Below are 6,114 nucleotides of genomic sequence, written 5' to 3'. Positions count from 1 at the left end.
GCGGTCCAGGCGCTCGTCCAGGATGTGCAGTGCGCGGTCGATCAGAGATTCTTCGTGCGCGCTGGGCTTGGCGTTGCGCACAATGGTGACAAGCGCCGTGATCATGTTCAGGCGCCGGTTGTGCGAATCCGCCATGAGCTGTTCGGCCAGCTTCTCCGCCTTCACTGCTGCAGCGAGCAGCTGCGCGGCCGCTTCCTGGTCCGGGGCCCGGTTGGCTTTTGCCCGGTGTTCTTCGGCCGAGGCAAGCAGCCGGACAGCCGCGCCCGTGGCTTCGCCAGGGTCCAGGACATTGAGGTGGCCACGTCCCGGGCCCAGGCTGATGACCTGGCCGCCCAGGGCTTCGATGAGGTCAACATAGTCGGGCTTCAAATCGCCGAGGATCAGCGGGTTGATCCCCCGGCCGGCAAGACCTAGGACGATGTGGCGGACGAGCGTGGACTTGCCGTAGTGCGGCAGTCCGAGGACGAACATTGACGGGTTGTTGATCATGCCGTGCATGAACCAGCTGATGGGATCTCCGCCGAAGGGCGCTCCGGTATCGGTGTGAACGCCGATCGGCACGCCCACAATGGGGGTGCCGCTGCCGCCCACGAAGGGCCACAAGCCGCAGACCTGTACGGAGGTGCCGCGCCACTCGTCGGCGGCCGTGACGTAGACGGCTTCGCCCTGCCCGCGGCCGCGCCAGCCCCGAAGGCCTGGCCGGCGAACGACGGCGGCCGGCAAGGTGCGGGTGCCGGCAGGAGTGCGCTTGTGCTTGGTCTTGCTGCCGAACATCACATGGCCTCGCGGATCTCTTCGGGCACCTTCAAGTGCTTGGGCAGGACCAGGCCCAGCGGCAGGGACGCGGCAAAAGCCGAATCCTGGGAGCCGTAGACCCGTCGCAGCAGCAGGCGGGCTGACGGGCCGAGGTTGCCCTCTACGACCGCAACAGCGTCATCCAGAGCGTTGGAGGAAAGCACCGTGGCCGTGACGACCATGCCGAAATTCACCAGGCCCGCCCCCTTGGCTTCTTCCGCAGCCGTGGCGGTCGCTGCGCGTGCGTCCACGAGGGCGCGTGCCGTCGGCCGGCTGGTCGATGAAGCCCGCGTGAGGGCGTTGGTCTGGTCGGACTCCACAATGGCGGCCGCACGGCCCGACTCAATGGGCCGGTACAGCAGAGTGACGCGCTTGCGGGCGATCTCTCCGTGCGGGGCGACGAGACGGGCGAGCACGGACGCCAGGACGTGGCCGCGCGGGGCTCCGGTCATCGTCCAGGACACCGAGTGCCCGGAGTCGTGGCGGTAGCTGTCCCAGCTGGCCTGATGTGCCGAAGGGCCAACCTCGCCCCAGGTCAGGTCAACAGGCGTGCCCTGGTAGTGGGCTTCATCGACCAGACGCGCGGCCGCAGGATCGTAAGCAACCCGTACAACTTCGCACAGCTCCTGAGCATTCAGCGGCGCGCATGCACCGGCCCCGGTGGATTCCAGACGTTCCGTCAGGCCGGGAAGACGGGAGGCGAGATCGCGTGCGATCTCATCGGCGGTGCGGCGCTTGCCGCCAGCCCGGGCTGCTGCGCTGAACGTCAGCGCGACCCAGGCCCGGATCGTGGCCGACCCCTGCGGGTACGTCTCCAGGGCTTCCCTCAGCATTGCCTTGGCAATGGCCGGCGCATCCTCATGGATATTCGACTCGACTTCCCGGCGCAGGCGCGCCCCGGAATCCGGCGCGGTCTCTACGGTGACCGATCCGGCCACGACGGCTGGCTCATTCGACAAGGACGCCAGCCAGCCTCCCCAGTTGGCCACCCAGGCATCAATCTGCTCCGGATCGACCAGAGACGCACCGTCAGGCTGCGTGCCAAAGACCACCGTGTAGTGAGCGGTGGACGGAAGGTGGATCAACGCGAACGGCCGGCCGTAGGAGTCCGCGAACTCGTAGAGCTTGGAGCCGGCGGCGATCCCGGGCAGCTGATACTCGCCCCAGGGGGTCAGACCCAGTGGCCCGGAACGGTAGAGGTTCGCCTTCTTCCGTCGCGCCGAGCGGAACGCCAGGCGGGCAAAGGCTCTTTCGCCCAAGGACTTGTTGTGCTTGTCCGTCACCGAGACGACGGCCAGCGCCATGCCGAGGACGAGCAAAGCCACCAGGCCGGCGGCCCAACCACCGACGAAGAAGCAGATCACCGTGACGATAAGGCCGATGAAAAGGCCCGCCGTGGCAAGACCGCCCAGAGTGCCGATACCGGCCTTGCGCGGCCGACGCCAGTTGCCATAGGTCGGTTCCACGTATGTGTTTTCGATAGCCGCCATGTCAGGCACCCCCCGTTGATTCTTCGCTTATGTTCCTGACGGCCCCGGCGGCCGCCTGGCCGGCCTCAAGTCCTTTCTGGGCGGCCATCACGCCGACGCCCACGGGGCCGGCTGCCGCTGCAGCTCCACCAGCCGCAGCTCCACCGCTGCTAGCCGCAGCCGCTCCAGTTCCTGCCTGTGCCCCGCTCGCGGCGGGCGCTGTTGCGGAGGCTCCCTGGCCACCCGTTTTGCCAGCCGTGCCGGCCGTCCCTGCTGTGCCCTGGCTCCCGGTGCCCGAAGGTCCCTGAGAACCTGAAGACTGATTCGATGAGCTGCTGGGCATGGTGCTGACCGTTCCACCGCCACCCCGGCCGGCGCTGCCCATGCTGATAGCGCCGGAAGCCAGTGCACCGACAGCACCGGCTGCAACGGCACCGCCGCCCCCGGCAACTGCCCCAACCATCGGTGTCACGAACCGCATGAGGGCCGGCATGGCGAACAGGGCAATGACCATCAGCGCCAGGCCCGTAACTGTCGTCAACAGTGCAGAGCCGAAGTCTTTGCCGTCACCGCCGTTTCCAAAGATCTTGGTGCCGGTGAGCCGGAACGCTGTCGCGTAGATAATGGCCGCCGCCGGCTTGTAGAGGATGAAGGCGATTAGCCAGGCCGTGCACTTCTGGAACCAGCCTTTGCCGGCCTCGGTGTTGGTGAAAGCTGCCGCCGTGGGAAAGATGCCCGTGAGGACCACTAGCAGGCCGCCACGCACGATCATGAGCACGATCTGCAGGACGGAGGCGAGAATCGCAATCAGCCCCAGGAGGATGATCATGATTGAGCCGATGGGACTGGTGGCCGAAAGCGCCAACATCCCAGTGATGTTGTCGTTGAACGACGTTCCATCCGTGGAGTTCTTGATGATCCAGGCAGAGAACTGATCTGCCGAGACGGTCAGCAGTCCGACCGCTGCGACGCCGGCGCCGGAGACGACGACCAGCGTTGCGAGCGAACGGGCGAGATCCCGCAGCGGTGCTCCCCTGCGTTCAATGATCATTTTGGCTGCACCCACCAGCACAGACAGCACAGCAAGAGCAGCGGTCCAAAAGTAGAGGCTGTTCTGCAGGAACAAGACCGGATCACTCGCCGTGGTCCCGCCCGGCACTGTCGTCAGGCTAGGAGTCCCCACGTTCACCCAGAACGTCCCGAGTGTCTTGATGACGTTACCCACTGCGTCAGCAATCGCCTCGGCCATTTCTTTGATTGCGTCGCTGGCCCGGTCGTTTACAAAGTCCCCGGCTTGGCACCCAAAGTTCCACCAGTCGCACGGCTTACCGTTCTGGTCCATGGGGAGCAAAATCAGACACCCGCCCAGGGAATGAACCCGCTAAGGTCTGCCAGCTGCTTTCCTTCGGGCTGGCCAGACGCAGGAGGCACCGCTTTCCAGTCCCCGTCAGCCCACTGAAGGACGACAGGCAGTGAGCCGAAGGTGCCATTAGATACCTTGAAGCCATATTCGATCACGGCACGATCACCGCTGTAGTCCGTGACCTTGAACCCGGCCAGCTGGAACGATGGGCTTCCAGAATTATTTGCTGCAGCCGGCGACTGCAGCATCTTGTCGCGCTCTGGGCCCTCAACAGTTAGGTACTGGAGTACCAGGTCATTTCGGCCTGAGCTGGAGAGAATCACAACGTTGGCTCCGGCGAACAAGGCTCCAGTTGGTGAGTGCGCAAAGCACGACCGAAGGCCGTTCGATTCAGTCTTTCCAGGACCGAATTGCTTAGGCGACGTCGGTGCAGCAATCTTCCCGACCAGTTCCCACTTGGTGTCGGCCGGTTCGGTGGCCGGTTTGGTCTGGTCACCCGACGGCAGTCCGCACACGCTGGCGGCCGTCGTCGCGCTGGTCTGGCTGCTACCGGTACTAGGTCCGGCGTTGGTCGGCTCAGGTGACGGCGTGCCCCCACCCTTGGGAACCAGGGCCAGGATGATCCCAAGCGCAACAATGAGCGCCACGACAACGGCCGAGATGATGAACTTAGGCTTGGTCAACGGGCTTTGTTCTTCGTTCACTGTCGGGTCCGTCATGGCTTGACTCCTCCTTAGACCAGGGCGCCGACGACGCCGCCGGCGGAGGCTGCAAGGATGCAGCCACCGAGGACCCAGGCAAGACGGCCGGCGTGCTCGCCGCCCTCACCACGACGGTTGTTGATCATCATGGTTCCGGCGGTGATCAGGATGCCGGCGACGGCCAAGCCGAAGACAATCCAGGCCACCCACTTGAGGATCGTCAGCAGGCCGGCGGAGCCGGGAGGGGCCTCGCCTGTGCCCGGGTTCGGGATCTCGGTAATGACGAAGCTGGACCATTCCATGGCCTTGAAGAACAGCATTGGTTTTCCTCTTTCTAGTTAGCCGGGAGTCCGGCAGCGGTGTCTGTTGCGATGCGCACCTGGTCGAGCACGGTGCGAGCTTCCTTTGGAAGTTCCTCGGGCAGGACGTCGTGACCGAAGCGCCACGCCTCGATCCAGGGGAAATGCCACAGATGCGGTACTCCCCCGCCGACGACCCGGGCGAACTCGCGGATCTCCTTAGGGAGGCGGCCTGGAGCGTCGGCCAGAACAACGAGGCCGGCGATGTGGATTCCTGGGATAGTGCCTGATGCCCACTCTGTGGCGGCCAGCTGCGCGGCGCGCAGGCCCGACATGTTGGACCGGGCCACGAGGACGACGGTGGAACCGGTGGCCGTGAGGGGCCAGTGATGCTCAGCCGCCCTGGCCTTCTTGTCCAGGCGTGCGAGGGACGTTTCGCCCGCCCCGCCGTGAACGCCCAGCCACCAGTAGGCCGGGGTGATTCCCGAGACGTTCCAGCGGGGCAGCCTGTCCGCGTGGTCTGGCTGCGGAACGCTGAGTTGCGGCCTGGTAGCTCCAGTGGGTGTGAAGGCCGGCGTCTCGTCGACGCCGGGAATGGGTTCCTCGACAGTCTTAGCGCCGAAGGTGACCCACCTGTTTTTTGAGCTCGACATTTAACATCCCCCTGTTATGTCCGCAATGATCGTATTCACAGCCACTGTCACTGAAGGACCCCAATGTACTCAACTATACGCAATCGTATTGAATCATGCTGTATTATCTTCACATGGGGTGGGGCGACGAGCTGATGGATCGACGGTATGTCGACGCTCTGTTTAGCGGATTTCCTGAGCGATTGACAGTCACACAGCTCTCCGAGGCCCTGAACCAGTCAAAGCAGACGACCTACAAATGGCTCCAGGCCGGGATAATCCCGGCCTACCAGCTGGACAAGACGTGGCTGATCTCACGGGACGAAGTCGCCGATTGGGTTTGGGAGAACCGAAACTCGCTTCGTGCCGGCCACACGCCCGAACCTGGCGGAGAGCACGAGTTGACCAACGAGCCGGACTAAGTCCGACAAAAATGTGAGGGGACACATTTTGCAGCCCACCAAGGGCGCACCGTTGCTGGTGGCGGGGACATTGACCGCCCCTGTCGTGTTGGTGCTCTCGATCATCTTGTTCGGCGGTGGCTCCCAGGCCAGCGCCGACCCTTGCGCGCAAGCCGGCGGCAGCGTCAGCGTCGACGAGAGCAAGCTGCCCAAGGTTCCCGTGGCCGGCTACACCGGTGAACAGCTAAAGAACGCCGCTCTTGTCATCAACGCCGGGAAAGTCCTAGGTCTGTCGGCTAGAGGCCAGACCATCGGCGTAATGACGGCGATGGGAGAGTCCGGTCTGCGCGTCCTGGACCATGGCGACGGCCCAGGTCCGGACTCTCGAGGCCTATTCCAGCAGCGGGACAACGGCGCGTGGGGGTCCTACCAGGACCGAATGAATCCCACGGCA

Annotated in this window: 6 protein-coding genes and 2 pseudogenes; 2 read left to right on the top strand and 6 right to left on the bottom strand. The window is 64.5% G+C overall.

What is annotated here, in order from left to right; translation table 11 throughout:
• From PUN71_RS22825 to PUN71_RS22800, 6 genes and pseudogenes are all read right to left on the bottom strand, one after another.
• A pseudogene (locus PUN71_RS22825) lies at positions 1-774 on the bottom strand (ATP/GTP-binding protein); the annotation flags it as partial.
• On the bottom strand, positions 774-2,285 hold the full coding sequence (locus PUN71_RS22820; protein WP_277800270.1) for an SCO6880 family protein: 1,512 nt from the start codon (positions 2,283-2,285) through the stop codon (positions 774-776). The pseudogene PUN71_RS22825 and the gene PUN71_RS22820, both read right to left, overlap by 1 nt.
• 1 nt (position 2,286) lies before the next feature.
• Entirely contained in the window at positions 2,287-3,606 is a 1,320-nt protein-coding gene (locus PUN71_RS22815) for a TrbL/VirB6 family protein (RefSeq protein ID WP_502861362.1), read from the bottom strand.
• Positions 3,607-3,617: 11 nt separating this feature from the next.
• Entirely contained in the window at positions 3,618-4,346 is a 729-nt protein-coding gene (locus PUN71_RS22810; RefSeq protein ID WP_277800268.1) for a DUF8175 domain-containg protein, read from the bottom strand.
• Between the two features lie 14 nt (positions 4,347-4,360).
• Positions 4,361-4,648, bottom strand: a complete 288-nt coding sequence (locus tag PUN71_RS22805) for a hypothetical protein (RefSeq protein ID WP_277800267.1) — start codon at positions 4,646-4,648, stop codon at positions 4,361-4,363.
• A gap of 14 nt (positions 4,649-4,662) precedes the next feature.
• The gene (locus PUN71_RS22800; RefSeq protein ID WP_277800266.1) at positions 4,663-5,280 is read right to left on the bottom strand and encodes a DUF6668 family protein; all 618 of its coding nucleotides are present in this window, start codon (positions 5,278-5,280) and stop codon (positions 4,663-4,665) included.
• A 182-nt stretch (positions 5,281-5,462) separates the two neighbouring features.
• Here PUN71_RS22800 and PUN71_RS22795 point away from each other — a divergent pair, with 182 nt between their 5' ends.
• Both PUN71_RS22795 and PUN71_RS22790 read left to right on the top strand, forming a co-directional pair.
• Positions 5,463-5,681: a helix-turn-helix domain-containing protein gene (locus tag PUN71_RS22795; protein WP_277800265.1), complete on the top strand. Its 219-nt coding sequence runs from the start codon at positions 5,463-5,465 to the stop codon at positions 5,679-5,681.
• 28 nt (positions 5,682-5,709) lie between these two features.
• Positions 5,710-6,114: pseudogene (locus PUN71_RS22790) on the top strand (CHAP domain-containing protein); the annotation flags it as partial.

This window comes from Arthrobacter sp. NQ7 (genome assembly GCF_029581595.2).
GTDB lineage: Bacteria > Actinomycetota > Actinomycetes > Actinomycetales > Micrococcaceae > Arthrobacter > Arthrobacter phenanthrenivorans_B.
The sequence above is the reverse complement of the archived record's forward strand: the minus strand, read 5'-3'. Positions and strand labels throughout refer to the sequence as shown.